Below are 24,059 nucleotides of genomic sequence, written 5' to 3' on the forward strand. Positions count from 1 at the left end.
ACCACCCCATGAGCGAAGCTGAGCGACCGGCGCGGGGAGCGCCCGACGTCAAGTCGGCCATGATCGGGTTTCTGAGTGATTTCAGAGACTTTCAGGCCGAAATCAAATCCAAACTTCACAAGCAGGAAGAGCGACTGACCATGCTGGATCGGAAAACCATGATTGCCGGGCGTCCCGCCCTTGCCGCCGCCACAGAGGCCGACGGTGCCCCTCACCAGAAGGCGTTCGAGGCCTATCTTCGGTCAGGCGACGAGGACGCGATGCGTGGGCTGGAGATGGAGGGCAAGGCGCTCTCGACCGCCGTGGCTGCCGATGGTGGCTATCTGGTCGACCCGGAGACCGCGGAGACCGTGAAAAGCGTTCTCAAATCGAATGCCTCGATCCGCGCGATTGCCAATGTGGTGAACGTGGAGGCGACGTCCTTCGACGTCCTGATCGATCACGGCGAGATGGGCTCCGGCTGGGCCACCGAGACGGGCTCCATGATCGAGACCGACACGCCGCAGATTGAACGGGTCACCATCCCGCTGCACGAGTTGTCCGCCCTGCCGAAGGCCAGCCAGCGTCTGCTGGACGACAGCGCCTTCGACATCGACGGTTGGCTCGCGGGACGCATTGCCGACAAGTTCTCCCGGGCCGAGGCCGCGGCTTTCGTCAACGGGGATGGCGTTGACAAGCCCAAGGGCTTCCTGGCGCACCCGACCACGGACAACGAGATCTGGGATTGGGGCGAACTGGGATACGTGGCCTCCGGTGCCGACGGGGCCTTCGCCAGCGCCGACGTGCTGATCGACCTCGTTTATGCGCTCGGGGCCGAGTACCGCGCCAACGGCACTTTCGTGATGAACTCCAAGACCGCTGGCACGGTGCGCAAGCTGAAGGATGGCGACGGCCGGTTCCTGTGGTCCGACGGTCTGGCCGCCGGTGAACCCGCTCGCCTGCTGGGCTACCCGGTTCTGATTGCCGAGGACATGCCGGACATCGCCTCGGGGGAACATGCCATCGCGTTCGGTGACTTTGCGTCCGGCTACACGGTTGCGGAACGTCCGGACCTGCGCGTGCTGCGCGATCCGTTCTCGGCCAAGCCGCACGTGCTGTTCTATGCCACCAAGCGGGTCGGCGGCGACGTCAGCGATTTTGCGGCGATCAAGTTGCTGAAATTCTCGGCCAGCTAGGCCTGACCGGGATCCGCGCACCGTTCCCTGGGGGGCGGTGCGCGGGACAGGTGCGCGTCACTGGGCCTTCCAGATCCGCGTTGACCAGCTGCTTCCCCTCCGTTCGAGCGATGCGGGGCGCGCGCCTGTCACTTTTTGCCAGAGGGGCACAAGTTTCGGAGAATGCATGATGTTGGTCGAGCAGACCTCAGCGCCCGCCACGGCATTGCCGGTTGCGGATTTCAGGGATCATCTGCGTCTGGGCACCGGGTTTGCCGACGACGGTGCCGAGAACAGCCTGTTGGAGACCTTCCTGCGGGCCGCTATCGCGGCCGTGGAAGCCTGGACGGGCAAGGTCCTGCTGGAACGGGATTTCGCGCTCAGCCTGATGGCATGGCGCGACGCACGGATGCAGACGCTTCCGGTCGCGCCTGTTTCGGAGGTCCGGGCAATCCGGATTATCGATTGCCTGGACTGGGAGACGATCGTCGATCCGTCCAAGTGCCGGCTGCAACAGGACACACACCGGCCGGTCGTGATGGCGAGGGGCAGCCGCCTGCCAACGATCCCGCCCCAGGGATCCGTCTCCATCGAGTTCACCGCCGGGTTCGGTGAAAGCTGGGCGAACGTGCCGGCGGATCTGGCGCAGGCGGTGATGCTGCTGGCGGCCTACTACTACGAGTACCGGCACGAGATGCGCGTGGGTGCAGCGGTGATGCCCTACGGCGTCTCCTCGCTGGTGGACCGCTGGCGCAACGTCCGCATCCTCGGGGGAGGTGTCTGATGGCGAGGGTTCAACCGGCGCTGCGACGGAAACTCGGGCTGGAGACACTGGAGCGGACGCCCGATGGTGCAGGCGGCTACACCGAGAGCTGGCGCCAGTTGGGCAGCCTGTGGGCGGATGTGAAAGCGGGCTCTGGCCGAGAGGTCGGCGGCAACGATCTGGAGCTGTCGTCGGTCACCTTCCGGGTGACGGTCCGGGCTTCGCCCGTCGGCGCCGAGAGCCGCCCTTTGCCGGAACAGCGTTTTCGGGAGGGCGACCGGATCTACCACATCCTGTCAGTGGCGGAGGCCGAACCGCTTGGCCGGTACCTCGTCTGCACGACGCGTGAGGAAAGGGTATCGGCATGAGCTATGCAATGGCGGCGGCCCTGCAAGAGGCGGTCTATCAGCACCTGTCGGCAGATCCCGACCTGGCTGCGGAGGTCGGCGGCGCAATCTTCGACGCCGCACCGACGGGCGATGTGCCAGACATCTACGTGACCCTCGGACCGGAGGAGGCCAGCGCCGCGGGAGACCAGACCGGCGATGGCGCGAAACACCGGTTCACGATTGCCGTCGTCTCCGATGGCGGAGGTTTCCACCGAATGAAGCGCGTGGCCGGAGTGATCTCCGACGCGCTTCACCACCAGACCCCCGGGATGAGCCGGGGGCGGATCGTGCTTTTGCAGTTCCGGCGGGCCAATGCCCGGCGGATCAAGTCAGGCAGCGGCCGCAGGATCGATCTGCAATTCGAAGCCCGGCTGGAAGACGACTGAGCCGGTTCGCTGAACCGACACTGTACCCCTTTTTTTTGATGGAGAAAGACAATGGGCGCACAAGCCGGGAAAGACCTGCTGATCAAGCTCGACATGACCGGGAGCGGCGATTTTGAGACCGTTGCCGGGCTGCGGGCCACCCGTATCAGCTTCAACGCCGCATCCGTTGACGCAACGACAATGGACAGCGATGGCGGCTGGCGCGAGCTTCTTGGCGGCGCCGGCGTCAAGAGCGCGTCGCTGAGCGGATCGGGTGTGTTCAAGGACGAGGGGACCGATGCCCGTGTCCGCCAGGTGTTCTTCGACGGCGACGTACCGGCATTCCAGGTGATCGTGCCGGATTTCGGCGTGATCGAAGGGCCGTTCCAGCTGACGTCGCTGGAATACGCGGGCAACCACAATGGCGAGGCGACCTATGAGGTCGCGATGTCCTCTGCCGGCGTCCTGAACTTCACGGCGCTCTGATCATGGGGAATCCATGGGCCGGAGAAGTGCGCCTCGATCTGAACGGAGAGAGCCGGGCGTGCAAGCTCACCCTCGGGGCGCTCGCCGAATTGGAAGCGGGCATGGAGGGGGGGACCGTGATCGACCTCGTCGAGCGGTTCGAAACCGGGCGCAACGGGGTGCAGGACATCTTCGCGCTGATCTTGGCTGGCTTGCGGGGCGGGGGGTGGACCGGCACCGCGCAGGACCTGTTGACCGCCGATATCGCGGGTGGGCCGGCGGGGGCCGCCCGGGCGGCGGCACAGCTTTTGCAGGTGGCCTTCGAGCTGCCACGATCTGGAGAGTAGCGGCGTGGACTGGCCGGGGTTGATGCGGCTGGGGATGGGACAGCTCGGTCTTTTGCCGGAGGCGTTCTGGCGACTGACACCGGTGGAGCTGATGCTCCTTCTGGGCGCCGACACATCGGCGGCCCCGATCACACGTGCGCGCCTGGAGGAACTCCGGGGCGCCTATCCCGACACGGAAAGGGAACGATAATGGCCTTGGAAAGCGGGCAGGTGGAGAACATCGAGCAGCAGCTCGGATCTCTGGAAGCGAGCCTCGGGGGGGTCGGCACGATGGTTGCCGCCTTCGACACCGAACTGCGCAAGTTGCAGTCGACGACATCACAGGCGAATGCCAGCACCGGTGCGCTCAGCACCAGTATCTCGGGTGGGCTGCGAAAGGCGTTCGACGGGCTTGTCCTCGACGGAGGCAGGGCGTCCGATGCGATGAAGACCGTCGCGCAGTCGATTGTAAACGCGACATATTCCAGTGCCATCAAGCCGGTGACCAGCGAGCTTGGCGGGTTGATCTCATCCGGCATTGCAGGCTTCGGGCAAACCCTCGCCGCGCAGGGAAGCTCGATCCTGCAGGGGGCGCTTCCCTTCGCGGGGGGCGGCAGTTTCAGCAGCGGCCGCGTCATGCCCTTTGCCAAGGGCGGCGTGGTGGCGGGCCCGACAGCCTTCCCGATGCGGGGCGCGACCGGGTTGATGGGCGAGGCCGGGCCAGAGGCGATCATGCCGCTGACGCGCGGAGCCGACGGCAGCCTCGGCGTGCGGGCGGCGAACGGTGGCGGCAGGCCGGTCCAGGTGGTGATGAACATCAACACGCCCGACGTTGCGGGGTTCCAGAAGAGCCAGTCGCAGATCGCGGCGCAGCTCGGCCGGGTGATCGGCCGTGGCCAACGCAACAGCTAGGGTAGGGAGACAGGTTCATGGGATTTCACGAAGTCAGGTTCCCGGCGTCGCTGAGCTTCGGCTCGGTGGGCGGGCCGGAGCGGCGCACGGAGATCGTGGCGCTGGCCAACGGATTCGAAGAGCGCAACACGCCCTGGCGGCATTCCCGGCGCCGGTACGACGCGGGCGTGGGGATGCGCTCGCTGGACGATATCGACACGCTGATCGCCTTCTTCGAGGCCCGTTCCGGGCAACTCCACGGGTTTCGCTGGAAGGATTGGGCGGACTTCAAATCCTGTGTGCCCTCGGCGGTCGTCTCCGCGACGGACCAGACGGTCGGTGTCGGTGACGGGACGACGAACGAGTTTCGACTGCAAAAACGCTATGCCTCGGGCGCCGAGGGCTATGACCGGGCGATCTGCAAACCGGTGGCCGGGACCGTTGTGGTCGCAATCGACGGTGCGGAACAGGCGGAGGGTCAGCACTGGTCGGTCGATGCCGGAACCGGTGTGTTGAGCTTCACGACTCCCCCTGCCGATGACGCGATGATCACTGCGGGGTTCGAGTTCGACGTGCCGGTGCGGTTTGACACCGACAGCCTGATGGTCAGTGTCGACGGGTTCCAGGCCGGGGAGATCCCCGATGTGCCGGTGGTGGAGGTGCGGGTCTGATGAGCACGCAATCCGCCGAACGGTTGAATGCACATTTGCAGGGCGGCGCGGCCACCACCTGTCGCTGCTGGGAAGTCCGCAGGGCGGATGGGGCCGTGCTGGGGTTCACCGATCACGACGAGGCCTTGGAGTTCGACGGGATCGCCTTTGCGCCCAACTCCGGGTTCACATCGACGGCGTTCGAACAGACGACCGGTCTGTCGGTGGACAATGCCTCCGCCATCGGTGCGCTGTCGCATGAGGCGATCAAGGAGGCTGACATTCGCGCCGGCCGGTACGACGGCGCCGCGGTCACGGTCTGGCTGGTGAACTGGCGCGACCTCGCCGCACGAGATGTGCAGTTCGCCGGTACGATTGGCGAGATCAGCCACGGCCATGGTCGGTTCGAGGCCGAGTTGCGCGGGCTGGCCGAGCAGTTGAACCAGCCGCAGGGGCATGTCTACCAGGGCAATTGCTCTGCGGTGCTCGGCGATGGTCGCTGCGGGCTGTCCCTGGAAGATCCTGGCTTCTACCGCGATGTCGCGATCGCGGGTATCACCGGGGCAGGCGGTTTCCTGTTCGAGGGGCTCGACGGTCTTGAAGACCGCTGGTTCGAGCTGGGCCGGTTCCGGGTGCTGAGCGGCGCCGGAACCGGGCTGGTGGGGATGATCAAGCGCGACACCACGTCCAGCGGCGGGCGCGAGATCGAGCTTTGGCAGGAACTGCGCGCCGAGGTGAACGTGGGCGACCTGGTGCGGTTGGAAGCGGGGTGCGACAAGCGGCCGGTGACTTGCCAGTCCAAGTTCGGCAACTTCCTCAATTTCCGCGGTTTTCCGCATATCCCGGGCGAGGACTGGCTGACGTCCTATCCCCACAGGGGCGGCAACAACGACGGTGGCAGCGCCAGCCCGTTCCCGGGACAGAACACATGAGGCAGGCGATGCAACAGGCTGAAGAGGTGGTGGAAATCGCGCGATCCTGGATCGGAACCCCCTATCGCCACCAGGCGTCGTGCAAGGGCGCCGGGACGGATTGCCTGGGGTTGGTGCGCGGGGTCTGGCGGGGCCTGAAGGGGAACGAGCCCTGTGCCGTGCCGGCCTATTCGGCGGACTGGTCGGAGGCCTCCCGTACAGAGACGCTCTGGCAGGCAGCGCGAAACCATCTTGTGACCATCCCGTTGGATCGGGAGTTCGGTCCGGGCGAGGTTCTGCTCTTTCGGATGCGGAAGGGCAGCGTCGCCAAGCACCTTGGCATCTCGGCGCGGCGGGACGGGGGGCCAAGCTTCATCCACGCCTACAGCGGCCACGCGGTGTTGGAGACGGCTCTCTCGGCGCCCTGGGGGTCGCGGATCGTCGGGCGTTTTGCATTTCCTGAAGGAGAGTTCTGATGGCGACAGTTCTGTTGGCGGCGGCGGGTGCCGCGGTGGGCGGTGCCGCCGGTGGCTCGCTCCTCGGACTGGGAACGGCCGTCGTTGGCCGCGCAATCGGCGCGAGCCTCGGTCGGGTGATCGACCAGCGGCTGCTTGGTGGCGGCAGTCAGGTTGTGGAATCCGGAAAGCTGGAGCGATTCAGTCTGACCGGTGCCAGTGAGGGCACGGCAATCCGCAACGTCTATGGGCGCATCCGGACGGGAGGTCAGGTGATCTGGTCGAGCCGGTTCCGCGAGCGCGTGACCACCAGCGAATCCGGTGGCAAAGGCGGCGGCGGCCAGAGTGTCACGACGAAGACCTATACCTATTCGGTGAGCCTCGCGATTGCGCTGTGCGAGGGCGAGATCCTGCGCGTTGGCCGGATCTGGGCGGACGGGTTGGAAATCGGCCGGGAGCAGCTCGACATGCGGGTCTATACCGGCAGTCAGACCCAGCTGCCGGATTCCAAGATCGAGGCCGTCGAGGGCGCGGGGAATGCGCCCGCCTACCGTGGCACGGCCTATGTCGTTCTGGAGGACCTGCAACTTGCGCGGTTCGGAAACCGGGTGCCGCAGTTTTCGTTCGAGGTGATGCGGGCGGTCGACGATGCCTCGGTGCCGGACGGCGCGGAGAGCCTTTCGAAGATCGTGAAGGCCGTGGCGCTGGTCCCCGGGACGGGTGAATACGCGCTGGCCACGACGCCCGTGCACTATTCGCAGGGGCTTGGCTGGAATCGATCGGCCAATGTGAACTCCGCCAGCGGCAAGAGTGACTTCACGACCTCGATGACCGCGTTGCGCGAGGAGCTGCCGAACTGCGGGTCGGCCTCGCTGGTGGTGTCCTGGTTCGGGGACGATCTGCGCTGTGGCACGTGCAGCCTGCGCCCAAAGGTGGAACAGACCGAGATCGACGGCGTGAGGATGCCCTGGAGCGTCAGCGGTTTGACCCGCGAGGACGCGCAGAGCATCACCCAGGTCGACGGACGGCCCATCTATGGCGGCACACCGACGGATCAGTCCGTGGTCGAAGCTGTGAAGGCCCTGCGCGACGATGGCAAGTCGGTGATGTTCTATCCGTTTATCCTGATGGAGCAGATGGCCGGGAACCTGCTGTTCGACCCATGGACGGCGGCTCCCGGGCAGGCGCATCTGCCGTGGCGGGGACGGATCACGACCTCGGTCGCGCCGGGTTTGCCCGACACGCCCGACCAGACCCCGCAGGCGGCGGACGAGGTTCGCGCGTTTTTCGGCAATGCTGCGCCCACGGATTTCTGGATCAACGGCCAAACGGTCCAGTACTACGGGCCACCGGAATGGTCCTATCGGCGGTTCATCCTGCACTATGCCCACCTGTGTGCGGCGGCCGGCGGCGTGGATGCCTTCTGCATCGGGTCGGAAATGCGCAGCCTGACCCAGATCCGGTCGAGCCGCACCGAGTTTCCGGCCGTGCAAGAGCTGATTCAACTGGCGGGCGAGGTGCGCGACATCCTCGGTCCCGAGACGAAGATCGGCTACGCGGCGGACTGGAGTGAGTATTTCGGTTACCAGCCGCAGGATGGCTCCGGTGATGTGCTGTTTCACCTCGACCCGCTCTGGGCGCGTACCGAGATCGATTTCGTCGGCATCGACAACTACATGCCGCTGTCGGACTGGCGCGATGGCGAAGACCATGCCGACAGCGATTGGGAGTCGATCTACAACCCCGATTATCTCGCCGCCAACGTGGCCGGAGGGGAAGGGTACGACTGGTACTACGCCAGCGAAGAAGACCGGGAGGCGCAGGTGCGCAGCCCGATCGAAGACGGCGCACATGGCGAGCCCTTCGTCTTTCGCTACAAGGATCTGAAAGGGTGGTGGAGCAGCCCGCACCACGACCGCATCGGCGGCGTTCGGGCGGCCGGGCCCACGGACTGGGTGCCGCAGAGCAAACCGATCTGGTTTACCGAACTGGGCTGCGCGGCGGTCGACAAGGGCACGAATGAGCCGAACAAGTTCGTCGATCCCAAATCCTCGGAATCGATGCTGCCGCACCATTCCAGCGGCGCACGGGACGATGTGATCCAGGCCCAGTACCTGCGCGCGACCCATGCGCATTGGTCGGACGTGGCGAACAACCCGGTGTCCGACCTATATGGCGGGCCGATGCTGGACATGTCGCGGAGCCATGTCTGGGCCTGGGATGTCCGGCCGTACCCGACGTTCCCGGCCAACCTTGACCTGTGGAGCGATGGCAACAACTACCTTCTCGGACACTGGCTGAACGGACGCACGTCATCGGAGTCTCTGGCAGCGGTGGTCACCGAGATCTGCAACCGCTCCGGCCTTTGGGAGGTGGATGCCTCGGCACTCTATGGGAGCGTTCGAGGATACCGCGTCGAGGACATTGACGGGGCGCGGGCTGCCTTGCAGCCGCTGATGCTTGCCCATGGGTTCGACGGGATGGAGCGGGGCGGCAAACTGACCTTCCGCATGCGCACCGGGACCACGACGCAGACCCTCACACCCGGAGAATGCGCCTTCACCGGACGCGGCGACAGCGCGGTGACCGTGCAGCGATCGCCCGAGGCGGAATCCGCCGGAACGGTCCGACTGAACCACGTGCAGGCAGATGGCGACTTCGAAGCGAGTTCCGCCGAAGCCATCTTCCCCGATGAAAGACCCTCGACCGTCTCGACCTCGGAATTGCCGTTGAGCCTGACCTCAGGTGAAGCGGGCGCGATCGTTGAACGCTGGCTGGCAGAGGCGCGTGTCGCGCGCGATACCGTGGAATTCGGCCTGCCACCCTCCCGGCGGCACATTCAGGCCGGCGATGTCATCGCCTTCACGGGGGAGACGACGGGAAGATTTCGCGTCGACCAGGTGGAATTCGCCGAAGGGCAATCCCTGAGGGCGACCCGGATCGAGCCGGGTGTGTATCGTGTGCGGCCAACGCCGGAGGCGCCCGGCAGCTACAAGCCGGTCTTGGCGCCGGTGCCGGTGCATGACGTGTTCATGGACCTGCCGCTGCTGACGGGAGACGAGGACGCGATCTCGCCGCACCTTGCGGTTTCGGCCACGCCATGGCCGGGCTCGGTCGTCGTCTACATGTCCATGATGGACAATGACTATCGGGTCCGGGAACTGGTGGAGACCAAGTCGGTCATCGGGCTCACCGAGACGCCGCTGCACCGGGCGGCTCCGGGAGTATGGGACCGGGGCAGCCGGCTCCGGGTCCGGATCAGCGGTGGCACGTTGTCATCGGTCGGCCGGGCAAGGCTGCTCTCTGGTGCCAATGCGATGGCGATCTCCGACGGCTCCGGCCGGGGGTGGGAGATCTTCCAGTTCCAGAACGCGGACCTTGTGGGCAATGACACCTATGAACTGAGCGGGCTTCTGCGCGGGCAACTGGGCACCGACAGCGTGATGCCGGAAGCCTGGGGCGAGGGCAGTACGGTGGTGTTGCTCGACGGTGGCCCGGAGCAGGTCAAGATCCGCTCCGCGGAGCGAAATGCGGAGCTTCACGTCCGGATCGGACCGGTGTCCTTTCCGCTCGACGATCCCTCCTTCGTGCACGCGGTCCACAGTTTCGAGGGGGTCGGGCTCAGACCCTACGCTCCGGTCCACCTCCGAGCGGCGTCTCTGGCCTCCGGTGGCGCCGGGATCACCTGGATCCGGCGAACCCGGATCGATGGCGATAGCTGGGAGGGGTTGGACGTGGCACTGGGCGAGGCATCGGAATCCTACCTCGTCCAGGTGGTGCGAAACGGTGTGGTGCTGCGAGAGGCGACAGTCCCATCACCAAGCTGGACCTATTCGGCCTCTGCCCGCGCGGCGGATACGGCCGACGGGCCGGTCACCGTGCAGGTTGCACAGATTTCGGACCGCTTCGGTCCGGGGCTTTTCAGGAGTATCGAGATCCATGGCTGAAACGGCATCCTTGAACCTACCGCTTCTGCAGCCGAGCCAGGCGCAGAAACATGTCACCGTGAACGAGGCTCTGGTCCGGCTGGACGGGTTGGCCCAGTTGCGGCTTGAGAGCCGGAGCGTGTCTTCGCCCCCGGGCGGTGCGTCCGACGGGCAGTGCTATGCTGTGCCCGACGGGGCAGGCGGCGCTTGGGCGGGGCATGACGGCGAGATCGCGATCTACAGCAACGGTGGCTGGACCTATGCCCGGCCCCAGACCGGCTGGGAAGGCTGGCTGGTGGATGAGGGGCGCCGGGGGATCTTTGTCGATGGGCGCTGGGCGTCCGATGTTCTGGCCACTTCCCAAGGAGCCGCCCATTCAAGCTTCAGGGTTGCCACGACAGAGCACGAGATCACCACTTCGGGCGCACAGGATGTCGAACTGCCTGTTCCGGCCGACTCCATGCTCTTTGCCTGCTCGGCGCGGGTCGTGGAGCCGCTGACAGGGACATTGACCGCGTGGAAACTCGGCACCTCGGCGCAGGCAGATCAGTTCGGGAGCGGCATGGGGATCGGGGCAGGCTCCTACTGCACCGGCCTGCTGGGGCAACCCTTCACTGTCTATTCGGAGACCCAACCCCGTATAGCCCCGATCGGCGGATCGCTGACCGGGGGCAAACTGAGGCTTGCCGTGCATTTCTACAGGATCGAGCTGCCGTAACGGCGTGCCCGACAGACAGGCGCACAGGCGCCTTCCAATCGGCCGGGACGTCCCTCGTGGATGTTCCGGCCGTTTTTTTGTTCCGGGGGCGAAGGCTCGGGTTGTTCCGTTCCCTGGTCGCGACAGCGAATCACGGCACGGCGTGAAGTCGGGCTGATATTACTGATAAAAAGGGTCCGGAACATGCGTTCGGCACATTGGTTTCCGGGTGTATCTCGCTGAATTAGAACAATATATTTGATTTCTGCAGTGCGGCTACGTACTTGTCGGTATTTGACGTTCCGGCCGAGGCGGCTAGGCTCCCGCGCACTCGAAAACGATCCGCCTGCCAGAAGGTGGGCGAAAAAGGACCAACGGGAGGACAACCTCATGGATCGTCGTTCATTTCTCAAGAATTCGGCACTCGGTGGCTCGGCAGCAGCCGCAACCGCCCTTGCCGCACCGGCCTACGCTCAGGGCAAGCGTACGCTGACAATGGTCACATCCTGGGGCCGCGGCCTTGCGGGCGTGTTCGACGCCGCCCAGAAAACCGCGGACAACATCACCGCGATCACCGACGGCCAGTTGACGGTCGAGGTCAAGGCCGCCGGCGAACTCGTCGGCGCCTTCGAGGTGTTCGATGCCGTGACCGCCGGCCAGGCCGACATGTATCACGCGGCCGACTACTACTTCGTCAACCAGCATCCGGCCTTCGCCTTCTTCACCGGCGTGCCCTTCGGCATGACCGCGACCGAGCTGAACAACTGGTACTACCACGGCAACGGCGCGGCCCTGCACGACGAGCTGGGTGAAATCTTCGGCCTGAAGTCCTTCCTCGCCGGCAACACCGGCACGCAGGCCGGTGGCTGGTTCAACAAGGAAATCTCCGGTCCCGAGGATTTCAACGGCCTGAAGTTCCGCATGCCGGGCCTTGGCGGCAAGGCCCTTGGCCACATGGGTGCCTCCGTGCAGAACCTGCCGGGCTCCGAAGTGTACCAGGCGCTGGCCTCCGGCGCGATCGATGGCACCGAGTGGATCGGCCCCTGGGCGGACGAGAAAGCCGGTTTCCAGGAGATCACCAAGTTCTACTACACAGCTGGCTTCCACGAGCCGGCCGCCGGTCTGACCGCTGCCATGAACCGCGAAGTGTTCGACAGCCTGACCCCGGCCCAGCAATCTGCGGTCGAGATCGCGTCCGGCCACGCCAACGTCTGGAACCTGTCGCAGTACCTGATGAACAACGGCGCGGCGTTGCAGCGCCTGCAGGCCGGCGGCGTGAAGGTGCTCGAATTCCCGGATGCGGTCTGGGATGCCATGGGGGCCGCCTCGCAGAAGGTCTATGACGAGTTCATGGGCGACGAGATCTTCAAGAAGATCTACGACGACTATGCACAGTCGATGAAGGACAGCTCCGGCTGGCTCACCAGCTCCGTGTCCGCCTATCGCGCCCAGCGTGACCGCGTTCTCGGCTAAGGCCTGACACCACGCACGGCGGGCAGGCCCTGATCGCGGGGCCTGCCCGTTCGCCTTTCCGGCAACGATCCGGACAGCGCACTGGAAAAGACGTTCGGGGGACAGACCACATGGGACTGGTCGAGGCATGGGGCGGCAGCGCCGTCGGTTGGTTCTTCGCCAACATCATCGAGGCCTACTACAATTTCTTCTACGCGATCTCGCATCCGGGCCTTTGGCTGGACTGGTCGAACAAGGAAGCGATCATGCGCTTCGCCTATTACGGCGGCTCGGTCGAGTTCTTCTTTGTCGTATTCACGGCCTTCCTCACGCTGACAGCCATCGGGCTGGTATGGAACAGGGTACTGTGGGGCGTGGTCATCGGGTTGGAAGGCTTTGCCAACACGATCGGCCGGTTCGTGGCCTGGGCCGGTTTGCTGATGGTGCTGCAACAGATCGTCATCGTCTTCATGCAGCGGATCTTCGCGGCCTCGCAGATCTCCATGGGCTTCGGTTCGGCCGTCACCTTCGACGTGTCTTGGTGGGCCGAAGAACTGAAACTCTACAACGCCGCCATCGTGGCCCTTTGCGCCACCTACACCTTCGTGCAGGGCGGGCATGTGCGGGTGGACCTCGTCTATTCCGTCGTCCGCTACCGCACCCGCAAGATCATCGACATGGTGGGCTCGCTCGTTTTCATGATGCCGGTCGCGGTGCTCGTCTGGATGTATGGCTGGTTCTTCATGTGGCGTCACTTGATCACGCCGAAGATCTCCGCCTCCGACAAGCTCGAACTGATGCTCAAGAAGTCCCGGATCGTGAAGTGGAACGTGGAGACCATCGGATTCTCCCCCAACGGCTTCAACGCCTACTTCCTGTTCAAGCTGCTGCTGGTGGCCTTCGCGGGCTTGGTTTTCCTGCAGGCGATCGCCTTCTTCTACCGCTCCTACCTTGAGTGGAAGGAGGGCCCTGAGAGCGAGGGCAAACATCTCGACAAGGACAAGCTGGGCGATGCCGATGCCGAGCTTGTGGCAGAAATCCACTAAGGGGCAGAGCACATGTTTCTCGGACTCGACGGGGTCGAAGTCGGCCTTCTCATCGTCTTCCTGTGCCTGTTCGGCGCAATTCTGTCCGGTTTCCCGGTGGCCTTCGCCATCGGTGGCGCCGGGATCATTTCCTTCGGGATCATCGCCGCGCTCGACAGCGCGGGGCTGTTGATCCACCAGGCCATCGACACCTCGTCGGAGGCCTATCGCGACCTTGTGTCCAGCGGCGTCGCGGCCGATTCCATTTCGGTCTTCCGATACCCGGAGTTGCCACGTTACGCCGAGGCCGTCTTCCCGGGGGGCTGGGAGCAGGCGATGGACCGCAACCTCAGCTTCATCGTCAACCGGATCAACGAGCGTGTGCTGGCCGGTGCCTCGATCGAAACGCTGCTTGCGGTGCTGATGTTCGTGCTGATGGGCATCACGCTGGAGCGGTCGAAGATCGCCAACGATCTGCTGACCACCATGGCAAAGGTCTTCGGTCCGCTGCCGGGCGGCCTCGCGGTCTCCATCGTGGTGGTGGGCGCATTCCTCGCTGCGTCGACTGGAATCGTGGGCGCAACCGTCGTGACCATGGGCCTTCTGGCGCTTCCGACGATGCTGCGGAACAACTACTCGCCGGAACTGGCGACGGGCGTGATCGCGGCGAGCGGGACGCTGGGACAGATCATCCCGCCGTCGATCGTGATCGTGCTGCTCGGCACGCTTGCGGGCGACCTCTATTCCGCCGCGCAGGAGGAGCGCGCGCAGCTTGTCGGGTGTTCGGATGCCCTGACCTATCTCGGGGAGCCGGCGGTTGTCTCTGTGGGTACGCTGTTTCAGGCCGCGCTCGTGCCGGGGATCATGCTAGCTGTGCTATACGGCGCCTATGCGCTTGGCTACGCGATCCTGAACCCGGAGAAGGCGCCGCCGGTGCCGATGGAAGGCGGCAGCGACGGCGAGGCCGTGTCCCGTGGCGAGGCGCTGACATGGTTCCTCTTCGTGCCGGTAGCACTGATCGCGGGCACCATCCTCATGGGATCCGCGAACCTGATGGGCTCGCAGAACGTCACTGTCGACAGCTTCTCCGATGCCGGTCAGACCGCAAGCCTGCGCACCAACGTGAGCGAGCAATGCCAGGGCGCGATGATCGAGCTGCACGGCCAGGAGGCCTGGGACGCGGCCATGGCACAGCAGGCCGACATCGATGCCGCCGGTGGTGTCGAGGAGAGCCGCAAGCTTTCCGAAGAGGAGATCGCCACGCGTCAGGCCGACAAGATCGCCTCCGCGCCGCCGCTCTCCAGCGCCATCGTCGTGCCCTTCCTGCTCCTGTCGCTGGTGCTTGTCACGGCGCGCGGTGTCTCGCCCACCGCCGATCCGCGCAACCTGTTGATTGGCGGCGCAGGGGTGCTGCTGGCGCTGGCGGTCGACTGGCTGTTCATCTCGCCGGTCACGTCGCCCGGTGCGACCGTGCTGTGGCTCGCGATCCCGCTGGCGATGGTGCTCTACGGATGCCGCACGGCGGCCTCCCGCCTCGGCCAGAATGAACTCCTGCGCGTGGTCTTCCCGCCGCTGGTGCTCATCGTGGCCGTGCTCGGCTCGATACTCGGCGGCATCACCAACCCCACACCGGCCGCAGCGCTGGGGGCAGGTGGCGCGCTGATGCTGGCCGCTTATCGCCGCCTGGCGGAGGACGAGGGCAAGGGGGGCATCATCATCTGGTCCACCTTCGCGATCATCATCATGATCCTCGTGGGCGTGAACTTCGATCTGCGGGTGAACCAGGAAAATGTCAGCTTCGAGAACTGGGCCGCCTTCCTCGTGGCCAAGGCCGCCTATCTCTATGCGATGTTCGGCATCTTCTACGCCTGCTACGTGCTTTTCGCGAAGGGGGTGCTGAAACCCGTCGTGCGGGAGACGGCAAAGGTCACGTCTATGGTCTTCACCATCCTGATCGGCTCGCAATTGCTGAACCTCGTGGTGATCTCCTTCGGCGGGGAGCACTACATCCAGCAGTTCCTGAGAAGCTACGACAGCGAGATCACGGTCTTCCTGATCGTGATGCTGGTGCTGTTCATCCTCGGCTTCGTGCTCGATTTCCTGGAGATCATCTACATCGTCATCCCGATCGTCGGGCCGGTGATCTACGGCGGCACGATGGATCCGAAATGGGTGACGATCATGATCGCGGTGAACCTTCAGACCTCGTTCCTGACGCCACCGTTCGGGTTTGCGCTGTTCTACCTGCGCGGGGTCGCGCCGAAAGAGGTCACCACGGGCCATATCTACCGTGGCGTGATTCCCTTCGTGCTAATCCAGGTCGCGGGTCTGGGACTGCTGTGGCTGTTCCCCTCCATTGTCACGATCGTGCCGAACCTCATCGGCAACTGACCGCAACCAGAATGCCATTCGGAAAGCCCGGTGCGAAAGCGCCGGGCTTTTTCGTGTTCTGGGAGCCGCGATCCTGCGACGCGCGCGGTGACATGGACGGGCGCGGCGGGGACGGATGGCTCGGCGCCCAATGCACCGCCCGAGAATCGAGCGGGCAGTGTCTGACGTGGTCCGGCGATGGACCACATGCGGTCGCGGCTTAGTGCCGCTGATCCGACCGTTCCCGGCGATTGTCCTTGCCCGTCGGTGTCAGAGGTCTATCGACGGTCTTGTCCGCGACACCTCGGACCGGGGGCACGGACAGCGGGGACTGCGTCCGCCGGGGATACCATCGCCTCCAATGCCGATGCCGGGGCCGAGGGGTTCCCTGATCCGGAACAAGTTCGAGCACTCACATGACCCAATGCCGTTCCCGCCAAGTGCACCGCCTGTCAGGCGCCGCCTCGGCCCTTGCGATATCGACTCTTCTGCTGATGCCCGGTGTGGCCCGCGCGGAGATGGTCCTGTCGTTCTACCTCGGCGCCAACCAGTCGCCCGAGTCCACTGTCGGTTACGATTTCAACCGGGGCGCGGGCGCGGAAACGGCCGATGTCTCCTGGGATGGCGAGGCCTACAAGATGCCACCCTATTTCGGCGTTCGCGCCATCTGGTGGCTGGAGTCGCATCCCAACTGGGGCTTCGGCATCGACAATGTGCATGCCAAGATCGCCGCCGACCCGATGCCCGACGGGTTCAAGGTGCTGGAGTTTACCGACGGCGTGAACATGATCAGCGCCAATGCCCACTACCGCTGGCAGAACCAGAGCACTTTCACGCCCTACGCCGGTGTCGGCGTCGGCATCACAACCCCGCATGTCGAGGTGACGAATTCCGACGGCACCAGCGAGACCTTCTGGTACCAGTTCGGCGGCGGTTCGGCGCAAGCGCTGATCGGGCTGGAAGCGGCGATCAATGACCGCTGGAGCGTCTTCGCGGAGGCGAAGCTGGCGAAGTTCTGGATCGATGTGGACCTGCAATACGGCGGCCGCCTTGAGACGGATGTGCTCAGCCGGCAGGTCGCCATCGGGGTGAACTACACGTTGCAGAAAAACCCGTTCAAACGCAGGTAACGCCATGAGGAACATCGGAAAGCTGGCCGCCCTCTGCCTGCTGGTCCTGGCGGGCTGCGCCGGGCAGGAGACGCCCGCGACGTCGGCAGGCGGGGCGCTTGCGGAGGTCTCGCGCGCAAATGGGGAGGCGATCTTCTGGGCTGGCGGTTGCGCCTCCTGCCATGCCGGGGCGGGCAGGGTATCATCGAAGACGCCGGAACTGGGTGGCGGCGAGCCGATCCGCAGCGATTTCGGCACGTTCCGGGGGCCGAATATCTCCCCTGACCCCGAGGCCGGCATCGGCGGCTGGTCGCTGGCGCAATTCGACCGGGCCCTGCGGTCAGGCATCGCGCCGGACGGGCACGCCTACTATCCGGCCTTCCCCTACGATTCCTTTGTCCGGTTGCGGGATCAGGACGTTGCCGACCTCTTTGCCTTTCTCAAGAGCCTGCCCGTCGTTCCCGGCGAAGTGGCGGGAAATGCCCCGGTGTTCCCTGTGAGCCTGCCTGTCGCGGCGGAGGGGTGGCGGCGCATGTACCTGCGGCCGGGGCCGGCGGTGACGCTGGCCGATGCGGGGGCGGAGGTGGCGCGGGGTCAGTACCTCGCCGAGGGGCCGGGGCATTGCGGCACCTGTCACACACCGCGCACCCCCCTGGGCGGGGCGCGGCTGTCGCGTTGGCTGGGCGGGGCGGAACTGCTCGACGGCAGCGGCACCGCGCCGAACCTGACGCCGCATGAGGATGGTCTTGGCGTCCGCTCCATCGAGGAGATCGTGGAGGCGCTGCATCCTCTCGATCCCGAACTCAACTATTCCGGCATGAACGCGGCAAGGGTGAACCTGACCCACCTTCCCGAAAGCGACCTGCGTGCCATCGCCGCCTATCTGAAGGCACTGCCCGCCGTGGCCTCGGCGGAATAGCGGCCGCGGCGGCCGGTGGGGCGGGCATGGATGCATCGCTTTCCGCATATCCCCCGCGAGGGGCTTGCCGGCTCTGCCCGCCCGGATGAAACATCGTCACAACCGATTCGGCTGGCCCGTGGTCACTCCCCCGCGCCGCCGGTATCCCAGCCCGCCCGGACGCACCGCGCGGGGACGCCGAAAACACCGCAGGTACACCGATGTCCAACGCCTTGCCCACAACCCGTCCGCTGCGGATCCTGATCACCAACGACGACGGTATCAACGCGCCGGGGCTCGAAATCATGCACGCCATCGCCGAGGAGGTCGCTGGCCCGGACGGCGAGGTCTGGACCGTGGCCCCGGCGTTCGAACAATCCGGCGTTGGCCATTGTATCAGCTACAGCCACCCCACGATGATCGGCCAGCTTGGGGAGCGCCGCTTTGCCGCCGAGGGCAGCCCGGCCGATTGCGTGCTGGCGGGTGTGCATGACGTCATGAAGGACTCTCCCCCGGACCTTGTGCTGTCCGGCGTGAACCGTGGCAACAACTCGGGCGAGAACACGATGTATTCCGGCACCATCGGTGGCGCCATGGAAGGCGCCTTGCAGGGGCTGCCCTCGATTGCCCTGTCGCAATACTACGGGCCGGGCAACGTGGATCTGGAAGACCAGTTCGAGGCCTCCGCCGTGCATGGTGCCGCGCTGGTCAAGTCGCTGCTGCAAAAGGCCGACTGGGGCAGTCGGGGCGGTTACCGCACTTTCTACTCGATCAACTTCCCGCCGATCCCCGCCGCCGCGGTGAAGGGTGTTCTGGCCACCAGCCAGGGCTTCCGCGAGGGCGTGAAGTTCGCCGTCGAGCCGACCCGCGCCCCGAACGGGCGCCGCTACCTGTGGATTCGCGGCGGCCGGCAGGACCAGCCCTCCGCCCCGGGGACGGACGTGCAGGCGAACATGGACGGCTATATCTCCGTCACGCCGATGCGCGCCGACCTGACCGCCGGGGATGCGATGGCAAGCCTGAAAGCCGCCATCGAATGACCTGGACGGCCGAACAGAAGATGCGCCTGCTCTTCGCCCTTCGTTCGAAGGGCGTCACCGACAAGCGTGTCCTGACGGCCATGGAGAAGGTCGACCGGGGGCTGTTCGTGCAGGGGCTCTTTGCCGACCGCGCCTATGACGACACCCCGTTGCCGATCGCCTGCGGCCAGACGATCTCCCAGCCGTCCATCGTCGGCACGATGACACAGGCGCTGGATGTGGGGCCGCGTGACAAGGTGCTGGAGCTGGGCACCGGCTCGGGCTACCAGGCGGCGATCCTTGCCCACCTTGCGCGCCGCGTCTACACCGCCGAGCGTTTCAAGCGGCTGGCAACACATGCGCAGCATCTTTTCGACACGCTCGGCCTGACCAATATCATCACGCTGACCGCCGATTGCAGCCACGGGTTGCCCGACCAGGCGCCCTTCGACCGTATCATAGTGACCGCAGCCGCCGAAGACCCTCCGGGGCCGCTCTTGGCGCAGTTGCGGGTTGGCGGTATCATGGTATTGCCCGTGGGCCAGTCCGACGCCGTGCAAACCCTGATCCGGGTGCGGCGGACCGAGGATGGGTACGAGTACGACGAGCTGGGCCCGGTGCGTTTCGTGCCGCTGCTCGAAGGGCTCGGACGCGAGTGAAGATTGCCGGCGCGGAACCTGCCGCGCCATCCAGACCAGCGGATGCCCCGGAAAGAGGGTGCCGCGCTTGAGGAGTGAGAGCCGATGCGCCCCAACGCCCGCCCGTCCCTGGGCCTTTGCGCCAGCGTGCTTGTGCTGAGCGCCTGTTCCACCACCAACCTGGACCTCGACCTGCGGGACGTGGGTCGCGGGTTCGACACCACCTCCGCGGTGCAGGCGACGACGGCATCCCGCCCGACGCCGGACAGCCGGGGGATCATCTCCTATCCGAACTACCAGGTCGTGGTCGCGAAGCGCGGCGACACGGTGCAGGATGTGGCCGCACGGATCGGCATCCCGGCCGAGGAGCTTGCGCGCTACAACGGTGTGCCGGTTACGGCGGCGCTCAACCCCGGAGAGGTGCTGGCCCTGCCGCGGCGCGTGGCCGAGCCGTCGGCCTCGACCGGTGCGCTCAATGCCGGAACGGTGGACATCCAGACGCTGGCCGGCGGTGCCATCGACCGTGCGGACGTCGCGGCGCCCTCGGGGGCGACCAGCACTCCGACGCCACGGCCCGCCACGCCCAAGGGCAAGGAGCCGGTGCGCCACAAGGTCGAGGCAGGAGAGACCGCCTATTCGATTGCGCGGCTCTACGGCGTCTCTGCCAGGTCGCTGGCCGAATGGAACGGGCTCGGCCCGGACCTTGCCGTCCGGACAGGGCAGTTCCTGCTGATCCCGGTCGTGGTACAGGAGAGCGGCGCCGCCGCTGCCGCCTCCACGAGCGCGACCACGGCACCGGGGCAGGGCAGCCCGACGCCCACGCCGCCGAGCGCCTCCAGCCCGTTGCCCGACGAGAAGACCGAGCCGGCGGTGAAGACCACCACGGCCGCCACCGCGACGCCGGCCGGAACACCGGATTCCCCCGACCTCGGCAAGGATGCCACCAAGGCGTCGGCCAGCAATGCGCGGATGACAGCGCCTGCCAGCGGCTCGATCATCCGCGATTTCCGCAAGGGCCGGAACGACGGCATCGATATCGGCGCGGCAGCCGGATCGCCCGTGGTGGCGGCCGACAGTGGCGTCGTGGCCGCCATCACGCAGGACACCGACAACGTGCCGATCATCGTGTTGCGCCACTCCGGCGGTATCCTGACGGTTTATGCCAATGTCGATGACCTGAAGGTCAAGAAGGGGCAGAACGTGAAACGGGGGCAGTCGATCGCAACGGTCCGCGCCAGCAATGCGCCGTTCCTGCACTTCGAGGTTCGCGAAGGGGTCGAGGCGGTCGATCCGAATGACTACTTGCGGTGAATGCCGCAGTGCAGCAAAATGGAGTGGTAAAGTCGGGAATTCCGGAATAGGACGAAGGGTGACGGCGCGTTAACCATTTGACTGTGGCGTAACGAGTAAATTGTTTCCCTTCGTTTTTCCGGCCGGGGCTTTGCGCCTGCCGCCCTTCGCAGAGGGGCGGCGCCCCTGTTGGTTACGCCTTCTGCGCTGCCGCATTTGGCGTGCGTTTTGCCGTAAGAAACGCCGCGTTTTGCCGGCTTGGAATGTGCCTACGTCAGCGCCACGCCGCGCCGTCCGGCAAGGTCGGTGAAATACTGCCACGCCACCCGCCCTGATCGAGCGCCACGGGTTGCCTGCCATTCAATGGCTTCGGCGCGCAGCATTTCGGCATCGATCCGGACGCCATGGGCATCGCAATATCCCCGGATCATCGCCAGGTACTCGTCCTGCGAGCAGGGGTGGAACCCGAGCCACAGGCCGAAGCGATCGGACAGGGAGACCTTTTCCTCCACCGCTTCGGACGGGTTGATCGCCGAGCTGCGCTCGTTCTCGATCATGTCCCGCGGCATCAGGTGTCGACGGTTGGACGTGGCATAAAACAGCACGTTCTCGGGCCGTCCCTCGATGCCCCCATCCAGCACCGCCTTCAACGACTTGTAGTGCTGATCGTCATGGGAGAAGGACAGGTCGTCACAGAACAGCAGGAAACGATAATCGGTGGCATCGCGCAGGATCTTCAGCAGCCGGGAGAGCGAGGGCAGGTCCTCGCGCTGCAACTCGACGATCTTCAGCGCTTCGCCCCGGGACAGAACTTCGGCGTGCACGGCCTTGACCAGGCTCGACTTTCCCATGCCACGAGCGCCCCAGAGAAGGGCATTGTTGGCAGGCAGGCCGCGTGCGAACTGGACGGTGTTCTCGAGCAGGGTATCGCGTGCGCGCTCGATGCCGATGAGCAGCGAGAGGTCGACACGGTTGACCTTGTCCACCGGCAGGAGCGCATCCGGGCCGGTCTGCCACACGAAGGCCTCGGCGGCGGAGAAATCCGGTGCCCCGGCGGGCGCCGGTGCCATGCGCTCCAGGGCGGCGGCGATCCGGTCGAGCTCATGGGCGGTGAAATCCGTGGCCATCAGGCGTTCCCGGCCTCGGCCTCGTCGTCCTCGTCATCCATAAGACCCATCTCCCGCAGCTCGGCGTTGCGCTTCTTTTCCACGCGGGTGACGAGCAGGATGGACACTTCGTAGAGCGAATAGACGACGACAAAGAGGATCACCTGGGTGATGACATCCGGCGGCGTGACCAGCGCGGCGAGCACGAGGATGCCGACGATGGCGTATTTTCGCACGCCGCGCAGACCCTCGGCAGAGACCAGCCCGGCCTTGCCCATCAAGGTCAGCAGCACCGGCAGCTGGAAGCAGAGGCCGAAGGCGATGATGAACTTCAGCAGCAGGTCGAGGCTTTCCCGGACAGACCCGAGGAAAACCGTCCGCAGCTCGCTGTCCTGCACGTCGTCAGGGATGTTCTCGCCGGTCAGAATTGCGGCGAGCGCAGGAATCGCGTCGGAGAAGCCGATGAAGAAGTTCATCGCCAGCGGCGTGACGACGAATTGCGCGAAGGCTGCGCCCATCATGAAGAGGACAGGGGACGCGATGAGGAAGGGCAGGAAGGCGTTCTTCTCGGACTTGTAGAGGCCGGGTGCCACGAAGCGCCAGAGCTGGAAGCCGATATAGGGAAAGGAAAGTGCCAGGCCGAAGATCATCGAGATCCGGATCAGGACAAAGAACTTCTCCTGTGGCGCGGTGAAGATCAGCTGCGGGTTCTCGCCGCGGGCGCGCAGGATGTCGGCGATCGGTTCGACCAGGAAGTTCAGGATCGGCTCGGCGACGGTGAAACAGGCCACCATGGCCACCGTGAAGGCCAGCACGGAGCGGATCAGCCGCGTGCGAAGCTCTGCAAGGTGCTCGATCAACGGGGCGGAGCTGTCGTCGATCTCTTCTTCGGGGCGGTCGCTCATGCGGTCACGCTCATGTCTTGTCCGGGGAATCTGCGGAAGGGGCCGGGGCCGACGGTGCCTCTGCCGCGGCCTTGGCGGCCGCCTCGGCCTCCAAACGCGCGGTGGCCTTGGCGGCGGAGCTTTCACGGATCTTGCGGGCAGCCTCGGCACGTTCTTCGCTGAGGGCGTCGGTCTCGGGGCCGCCGCCGGTCCGCGTGCCCTTGGCGGGGCGGGCGGAGTCCTCGTCCGCGACTTCGTCATCCTCGCCGAACGGGTCGAAGGAATCGAACCCGGCGGCATCCTTCAGCGCGTCCATCCCCATGGCCTTGGGGTTGGTCATCTTGCGCATGTCCTTGGCGACATCCTTGACCCCGGCCTCGTCGGCGGCTTCCTCCATCGCGCGTGTGAAGTCCCGTGCCATGCCGCGCAGCCGGGCGGTGAACTTGCCCAATGTACGGAACATGACAGGCAGGTCCTTGGGGCCGACCACGATCAGCGCAACGATGCCGATCATCATCAGCTCGGTCCAGCCAATATCGAACATGCGGCAGCCTCGGTTCGGTTCAGGGAAAGGGATCGGGCGTGGCCCGGATCAGGCCCGGATCAGGCCTTCGCCAGGCCGGGATCGGACCCGGCCGGGCGAGGGTCAGACCTTGTCCTTCTCGGCGGTCTCGTCTTCCGGGGTCACGTCGCGGGCGACGTCGGCCGACTGGTCTTCCAGCTCCTGCTTGCCCTCGTTTACGCCCTTCTTGAAGGCAGTGATGCCCTTGCCCACTTCGCCCATGAGCGAGGAGACCTTGCCGCGCCCGAAGAGCACGATGACGACGACTGCGATGAGCAGCAGGCCCATGGGGCCGATGTTGTTCAGCATATTCCTACTCCCTTTGGCGGGGTCTGTCGGTGGCGTGACGCCCGCCCATAGTGACGGCTTCGGAGATTACTTATGAGTTTCGCGCGGGAGATCAAACCCCCAAAGAGCGCCGAGGGGCGAATTTTTCTTGCGGGCAACGGTGCGGATCCGCAATGGAATTGCGTGAATTTGGGCATCTCCTGCGGGTGGGGGCGAACCCACGGCCAACGGCGCGGAGCCGGACGGGGGTGTTGCCGCCGAGCGGAGCTCGAACGGCGGTGGCGCCGCTGCGCGGCGTGGGCGTGCCGCGGGCGGGGTGGCAGGCCGGGCGGCCGGCACAGGGAGGAAGCCGGGATGCCGGGGGAGATTGGCCGGTATCCTGGCCGGCTGTGGCGGCGGGCAAGGGCATCCGCCGGGAGGGCGTGC

25 protein-coding genes are annotated in these 24,059 nt (G+C 65.6%); 21 read left to right on the plus strand and 4 right to left on the minus strand.

The features are described 5' to 3' along the window. The first annotated feature begins 8 nt into the window (after positions 1-8). The 21 genes from CLV78_RS01535 (at position 9) to CLV78_RS01635 (ending at position 20,814) form a co-directional block, all read left to right on the plus strand. Positions 9-1,175 carry a phage major capsid protein gene (locus tag CLV78_RS01535; protein WP_106203008.1) on the plus strand — a complete coding sequence of 389 codons (1,167 nt, stop codon included), beginning with the start codon at positions 9-11 and terminating at the stop codon, positions 1,173-1,175. A gap of 166 nt (positions 1,176-1,341) precedes the next feature. Beyond that, the gene (locus tag CLV78_RS01540) at positions 1,342-1,938 is read left to right on the plus strand and encodes a head-tail connector protein (RefSeq protein WP_106203009.1); all 597 of its coding nucleotides are present in this window, start codon (positions 1,342-1,344) and stop codon (positions 1,936-1,938) included. Next, complete coding sequence (locus tag CLV78_RS01545; protein WP_106203010.1) at positions 1,938-2,285, plus strand: head-tail adaptor protein; 348 nt, start codon at positions 1,938-1,940, stop codon at positions 2,283-2,285. The genes CLV78_RS01540 and CLV78_RS01545 overlap by 1 nt, the downstream gene beginning before the upstream one ends. After that, complete coding sequence (locus tag CLV78_RS01550; protein WP_106203011.1) at positions 2,282-2,692, plus strand: DUF3168 domain-containing protein; 411 nt, start codon at positions 2,282-2,284, stop codon at positions 2,690-2,692. The genes CLV78_RS01545 and CLV78_RS01550 overlap by 4 nt, the downstream gene beginning before the upstream one ends. A gap of 51 nt (positions 2,693-2,743) precedes the next feature. Next, positions 2,744-3,157 (plus strand): phage major tail protein, TP901-1 family, encoded by a 414-nt coding sequence (locus tag CLV78_RS01555; RefSeq protein WP_106203012.1) that lies wholly within the window; start codon positions 2,744-2,746, stop codon positions 3,155-3,157. A 2-nt stretch (positions 3,158-3,159) separates the two neighbouring features. Then, positions 3,160-3,483 (plus strand): gene transfer agent family protein, encoded by a 324-nt coding sequence (locus tag CLV78_RS01560; RefSeq protein ID WP_106203013.1) that lies wholly within the window; start codon positions 3,160-3,162, stop codon positions 3,481-3,483. 4 nt (positions 3,484-3,487) lie between these two features. Beyond that, the gene (locus tag CLV78_RS01565; RefSeq protein ID WP_425427903.1) at positions 3,488-3,673 is read left to right on the plus strand and encodes a rcc01693 family protein; all 186 of its coding nucleotides are present in this window, start codon (positions 3,488-3,490) and stop codon (positions 3,671-3,673) included. Beyond that, a complete protein-coding gene (locus CLV78_RS01570; RefSeq protein WP_106203014.1) occupies positions 3,673-4,374 on the plus strand; it encodes a phage tail tape measure protein in 702 nt (233 codons plus the stop codon). The genes CLV78_RS01565 and CLV78_RS01570 overlap by 1 nt, the downstream gene beginning before the upstream one ends. Positions 4,375-4,391: 17 nt before the next feature. Continuing rightward, positions 4,392-5,024 (plus strand): DUF2460 domain-containing protein, encoded by a 633-nt coding sequence (locus CLV78_RS01575; protein WP_106203015.1) that lies wholly within the window; start codon positions 4,392-4,394, stop codon positions 5,022-5,024. After that, the gene (locus CLV78_RS01580; RefSeq protein ID WP_106203016.1) at positions 5,024-5,935 is read left to right on the plus strand and encodes a DUF2163 domain-containing protein; all 912 of its coding nucleotides are present in this window, start codon (positions 5,024-5,026) and stop codon (positions 5,933-5,935) included. The genes CLV78_RS01575 and CLV78_RS01580 overlap by 1 nt, the downstream gene beginning before the upstream one ends. An 8-nt stretch (positions 5,936-5,943) precedes the next feature. Next, complete coding sequence (locus CLV78_RS01585; RefSeq protein ID WP_106203713.1) at positions 5,944-6,390, plus strand: NlpC/P60 family protein; 447 nt, start codon at positions 5,944-5,946, stop codon at positions 6,388-6,390. After that, positions 6,390-10,316: a baseplate multidomain protein megatron gene (locus CLV78_RS01590; protein ID WP_106203017.1), complete on the plus strand. Its 3,927-nt coding sequence runs from the start codon at positions 6,390-6,392 to the stop codon at positions 10,314-10,316. The genes CLV78_RS01585 and CLV78_RS01590 overlap by 1 nt, the downstream gene beginning before the upstream one ends. Further along, the gene (locus CLV78_RS01595) at positions 10,309-11,013 is read left to right on the plus strand and encodes a DUF2793 domain-containing protein (protein ID WP_106203018.1); all 705 of its coding nucleotides are present in this window, start codon (positions 10,309-10,311) and stop codon (positions 11,011-11,013) included. Before CLV78_RS01590 ends, CLV78_RS01595 begins: the two co-directional genes overlap by 8 nt. A gap of 369 nt (positions 11,014-11,382) precedes the next feature. Continuing rightward, on the plus strand, positions 11,383-12,465 hold the full coding sequence (locus CLV78_RS01600) for a TRAP transporter substrate-binding protein (protein WP_106203019.1): 1,083 nt from the start codon (positions 11,383-11,385) through the stop codon (positions 12,463-12,465). Between the two features lie 110 nt (positions 12,466-12,575). Next, positions 12,576-13,490, plus strand: coding sequence for a TRAP transporter small permease subunit (locus CLV78_RS01605; RefSeq protein ID WP_106203020.1), 915 nt, complete (start codon positions 12,576-12,578; stop codon positions 13,488-13,490). A gap of 12 nt (positions 13,491-13,502) precedes the next feature. Further along, positions 13,503-15,860, plus strand: coding sequence for a TRAP transporter large permease (locus CLV78_RS01610; protein ID WP_106203021.1), 2,358 nt, complete (start codon positions 13,503-13,505; stop codon positions 15,858-15,860). Between the two features lie 395 nt (positions 15,861-16,255). After that, positions 16,256-16,969, plus strand: a complete 714-nt coding sequence (locus tag CLV78_RS01615) for an outer membrane protein (RefSeq protein ID WP_106203022.1) — start codon at positions 16,256-16,258, stop codon at positions 16,967-16,969. A gap of 4 nt (positions 16,970-16,973) precedes the next feature. Beyond that, positions 16,974-17,867: a cytochrome c gene (locus CLV78_RS01620; protein ID WP_106203023.1), complete on the plus strand. Its 894-nt coding sequence runs from the start codon at positions 16,974-16,976 to the stop codon at positions 17,865-17,867. Between the two features lie 230 nt (positions 17,868-18,097). Continuing rightward, positions 18,098-18,886 carry a 5'/3'-nucleotidase SurE gene (gene surE / locus CLV78_RS01625; RefSeq protein WP_106203714.1) on the plus strand — a complete coding sequence of 263 codons (789 nt, stop codon included), beginning with the start codon at positions 18,098-18,100 and terminating at the stop codon, positions 18,884-18,886. Next, the gene (locus CLV78_RS01630) at positions 18,883-19,524 is read left to right on the plus strand and encodes a protein-L-isoaspartate(D-aspartate) O-methyltransferase (RefSeq protein WP_106203024.1); all 642 of its coding nucleotides are present in this window, start codon (positions 18,883-18,885) and stop codon (positions 19,522-19,524) included. The genes surE and CLV78_RS01630 overlap by 4 nt, the downstream gene beginning before the upstream one ends. Positions 19,525-19,608: 84 nt before the next feature. After that, complete coding sequence (locus CLV78_RS01635) at positions 19,609-20,814, plus strand: peptidoglycan DD-metalloendopeptidase family protein (protein WP_106203025.1); 1,206 nt, start codon at positions 19,609-19,611, stop codon at positions 20,812-20,814. A 248-nt stretch (positions 20,815-21,062) separates the two neighbouring features. On the opposite strand, the gene CLV78_RS01640 is transcribed toward CLV78_RS01635, so the two are convergent. The 4 genes from CLV78_RS01640 to tatA all read right to left on the minus strand — a co-directional run bounded on the left by CLV78_RS01640 (position 21,063) and on the right by tatA (position 23,654). Beyond that, positions 21,063-21,920 (minus strand): ATP-binding protein, encoded by an 858-nt coding sequence (locus tag CLV78_RS01640; protein ID WP_106203026.1) that lies wholly within the window; start codon positions 21,918-21,920, stop codon positions 21,063-21,065. Continuing rightward, positions 21,920-22,804: a twin-arginine translocase subunit TatC gene (gene tatC, locus CLV78_RS01645; protein WP_106203027.1), complete on the minus strand. Its 885-nt coding sequence runs from the start codon at positions 22,802-22,804 to the stop codon at positions 21,920-21,922. The genes CLV78_RS01640 and tatC overlap by 1 nt, the downstream gene beginning before the upstream one ends. Before the next feature lie 10 nt (positions 22,805-22,814). Beyond that, a complete protein-coding gene (tatB, locus tag CLV78_RS01650; RefSeq protein WP_106203028.1) occupies positions 22,815-23,327 on the minus strand; it encodes a Sec-independent protein translocase protein TatB in 513 nt (170 codons plus the stop codon). 102 nt (positions 23,328-23,429) lie between these two features. Then, positions 23,430-23,654 carry a twin-arginine translocase TatA/TatE family subunit gene (tatA, locus tag CLV78_RS01655; protein ID WP_106203029.1) on the minus strand — a complete coding sequence of 75 codons (225 nt, stop codon included), beginning with the start codon at positions 23,652-23,654 and terminating at the stop codon, positions 23,430-23,432. Positions 23,655-24,059 lie beyond the last annotated feature (405 nt).

Origin of the sequence: Aliiruegeria haliotis (assembly GCF_003003255.1) — a bacterium.
Lineage (GTDB): Bacteria > Pseudomonadota > Alphaproteobacteria > Rhodobacterales > Rhodobacteraceae > Tropicimonas > Tropicimonas haliotis.

What these genes read in the sequence shown, in the direction of transcription:
- CLV78_RS01540 (WP_106203009.1), top strand. Translation starts at nt 1,342, where the DNA reads ATGATGTTGGTCGAGCAGACCTCAGCGCCCGCCACGGCATTGCCGGTT.
- CLV78_RS01620 (WP_106203023.1), top strand. Translation starts at nt 16,974, where the DNA reads ATGAGGAACATCGGAAAGCTGGCCGCCCTCTGCCTGCTGGTCCTGGCG.
- CLV78_RS01555 (WP_106203012.1), top strand. Translation starts at nt 2,744, where the DNA reads ATGGGCGCACAAGCCGGGAAAGACCTGCTGATCAAGCTCGACATGACC.
- CLV78_RS01640 (WP_106203026.1), bottom strand. Translation starts at nt 21,920, where the DNA reads ATGGCCACGGATTTCACCGCCCATGAGCTCGACCGGATCGCCGCCGCC.
- CLV78_RS01560 (WP_106203013.1), top strand. Translation starts at nt 3,160, where the DNA reads ATGGGGAATCCATGGGCCGGAGAAGTGCGCCTCGATCTGAACGGAGAG.
- CLV78_RS01605 (WP_106203020.1), top strand. Translation starts at nt 12,576, where the DNA reads ATGGGACTGGTCGAGGCATGGGGCGGCAGCGCCGTCGGTTGGTTCTTC.
- CLV78_RS01550 (WP_106203011.1), top strand. Translation starts at nt 2,282, where the DNA reads ATGAGCTATGCAATGGCGGCGGCCCTGCAAGAGGCGGTCTATCAGCAC.
- tatC (WP_106203027.1), bottom strand. Translation starts at nt 22,804, where the DNA reads ATGAGCGACCGCCCCGAAGAAGAGATCGACGACAGCTCCGCCCCGTTG.
- CLV78_RS01600 (WP_106203019.1), top strand. Translation starts at nt 11,383, where the DNA reads ATGGATCGTCGTTCATTTCTCAAGAATTCGGCACTCGGTGGCTCGGCA.
- CLV78_RS01535 (WP_106203008.1), top strand. Translation starts at nt 9, where the DNA reads ATGAGCGAAGCTGAGCGACCGGCGCGGGGAGCGCCCGACGTCAAGTCG.
- CLV78_RS01615 (WP_106203022.1), top strand. Translation starts at nt 16,256, where the DNA reads ATGACCCAATGCCGTTCCCGCCAAGTGCACCGCCTGTCAGGCGCCGCC.
- CLV78_RS01585 (WP_106203713.1), top strand. Translation starts at nt 5,944, where the DNA reads ATGCAACAGGCTGAAGAGGTGGTGGAAATCGCGCGATCCTGGATCGGA.
- CLV78_RS01575 (WP_106203015.1), top strand. Translation starts at nt 4,392, where the DNA reads ATGGGATTTCACGAAGTCAGGTTCCCGGCGTCGCTGAGCTTCGGCTCG.
- CLV78_RS01590 (WP_106203017.1), top strand. Translation starts at nt 6,390, where the DNA reads ATGGCGACAGTTCTGTTGGCGGCGGCGGGTGCCGCGGTGGGCGGTGCC.
- CLV78_RS01545 (WP_106203010.1), top strand. Translation starts at nt 1,938, where the DNA reads ATGGCGAGGGTTCAACCGGCGCTGCGACGGAAACTCGGGCTGGAGACA.
- CLV78_RS01630 (WP_106203024.1), top strand. Translation starts at nt 18,883, where the DNA reads ATGACCTGGACGGCCGAACAGAAGATGCGCCTGCTCTTCGCCCTTCGT.
- CLV78_RS01610 (WP_106203021.1), top strand. Translation starts at nt 13,503, where the DNA reads ATGTTTCTCGGACTCGACGGGGTCGAAGTCGGCCTTCTCATCGTCTTC.
- CLV78_RS01580 (WP_106203016.1), top strand. Translation starts at nt 5,024, where the DNA reads ATGAGCACGCAATCCGCCGAACGGTTGAATGCACATTTGCAGGGCGGC.
- CLV78_RS01635 (WP_106203025.1), top strand. Translation starts at nt 19,609, where the DNA reads ATGCGCCCCAACGCCCGCCCGTCCCTGGGCCTTTGCGCCAGCGTGCTT.
- tatA (WP_106203029.1), bottom strand. Translation starts at nt 23,654, where the DNA reads ATGCTGAACAACATCGGCCCCATGGGCCTGCTGCTCATCGCAGTCGTC.
- CLV78_RS01595 (WP_106203018.1), top strand. Translation starts at nt 10,309, where the DNA reads ATGGCTGAAACGGCATCCTTGAACCTACCGCTTCTGCAGCCGAGCCAG.
- CLV78_RS01570 (WP_106203014.1), top strand. Translation starts at nt 3,673, where the DNA reads ATGGCCTTGGAAAGCGGGCAGGTGGAGAACATCGAGCAGCAGCTCGGA.
- tatB (WP_106203028.1), bottom strand. Translation starts at nt 23,327, where the DNA reads ATGTTCGATATTGGCTGGACCGAGCTGATGATGATCGGCATCGTTGCG.